At 62.6% G+C, this 1,270-nt stretch carries 1 protein-coding gene; it reads left to right on the top strand.

The genetic code is table 11. The features are described 5' to 3' along the window. The first annotated feature begins 13 nt into the window (after positions 1-13). Positions 14-1,204, top strand: a complete 1,191-nt coding sequence (tuf, locus tag HY26_RS01605) for an elongation factor Tu (protein ID WP_034765806.1) — start codon at positions 14-16, stop codon at positions 1,202-1,204. Positions 1,205-1,270: the final 66 nt, after the last annotated feature.

The raw sequence follows: 1,270 nt of genomic DNA, 5'->3' as shown, positions 1-1,270 counted from the left end.
AAGGAGAGGCCCGATGGGCAAGGCAAAGTTTGAGCGTAACAAGCCGCACGTGAACATCGGCACGATCGGCCACGTTGACCACGGCAAGACGACGCTGACGGCAGCGATCACGATGGTTCTGGCGGAAGTCGGCGGTGGTGAGAAGCGCTCGTATGAAGACATCGACTCGGCGCCGGAAGAGAAGGCTCGCGGTATCACGATCAACACCGCGCACGTGGAATACGAGACGGCCAACCGTCACTACGCCCACGTCGACTGCCCCGGACACGCTGACTATGTGAAGAACATGATCACCGGTGCTGCCCAGATGGACGGCGCGATCCTGGTTGTGAACGCAGCTGACGGCCCGATGCCGCAGACTCGCGAGCACATCCTTCTGGCCCGCCAGGTCGGCGTGCCGGCGCTGGTCGTGTTCCTGAACAAGGTTGACCAGGTCGACGACGAAGAGCTGCTCGAGCTCGTCGAGATGGAAGTGCGCGAACTTCTGTCGTCCTACGAATTCCCGGGCGACGACATTCCGATCATCGCCGGTTCGGCGCTGGCGGCTGTGGAAGGCCGTGACGATGCGATCGGCAAGGACAAGATCCTTGAGCTGATGGCGGCTGTCGACGAGTACATCCCGACGCCGGAGCGTCCGCTGGACAAGCCGTTCCTGATGCCGGTCGAAGACGTGTTCTCGATCTCCGGCCGCGGTACGGTTGTGACCGGCCGTGTGGAGCAGGGCATCATCAAGGTTGGCGAGGAAATCGAGATCGTCGGCATCCGCCCGACTGTGAAGACGACCTGTACGGGCGTTGAAATGTTCCGCAAGCTGCTCGACCAGGGCCAGGCTGGCGACAACATCGGCGCCCTGCTGCGTGGTGTGGACCGTGAAGGCGTTGAGCGCGGCCAGGTTCTGGCCAAGCCGGGCTCGATCACGCCGCACGCCAAGTTCGAAGCCGAGGCCTACATCCTGACCAAGGAAGAAGGCGGCCGTCACACGCCGTTCTTCACGAACTACCGTCCGCAGTTCTACTTCCGTACGACGGACGTGACGGGCATCGTGACGCTTCCGGCTGACAAGGAAATGGTCCTGCCGGGCGACAACGTGAAGATGGACGTCGAGCTGATCACCCCGATCGCCATGGACCAGGGCCTGCGCTTCGCGATCCGCGAAGGTGGCCGCACGGTCGGTGCCGGCGTCGTCTCGGCCATCAAGGACTAAGTCCTGAAGGCAAACGCCTCATAGAACCGAAAAGGCCGCCCAATCCGGGCGGCCTTTTTGCTTTGG

Origin of the sequence: Hyphomonas sp. GM-8P, from assembly GCF_003263315.1 — a bacterium.
Classification (GTDB): Bacteria; Pseudomonadota; Alphaproteobacteria; order Caulobacterales; family Hyphomonadaceae; genus Hyphomonas.
This window is presented reverse-complemented; position numbering and strand designations above follow the sequence as displayed.

Bases quoted from the DNA above. Each gene is read 5' to 3' on its own strand.
- tuf (WP_034765806.1), top strand. From the start codon at position 14: ATGGGCAAGGCAAAGTTTGAGCGTAACAAGCCGCACGTGAACATCGGC.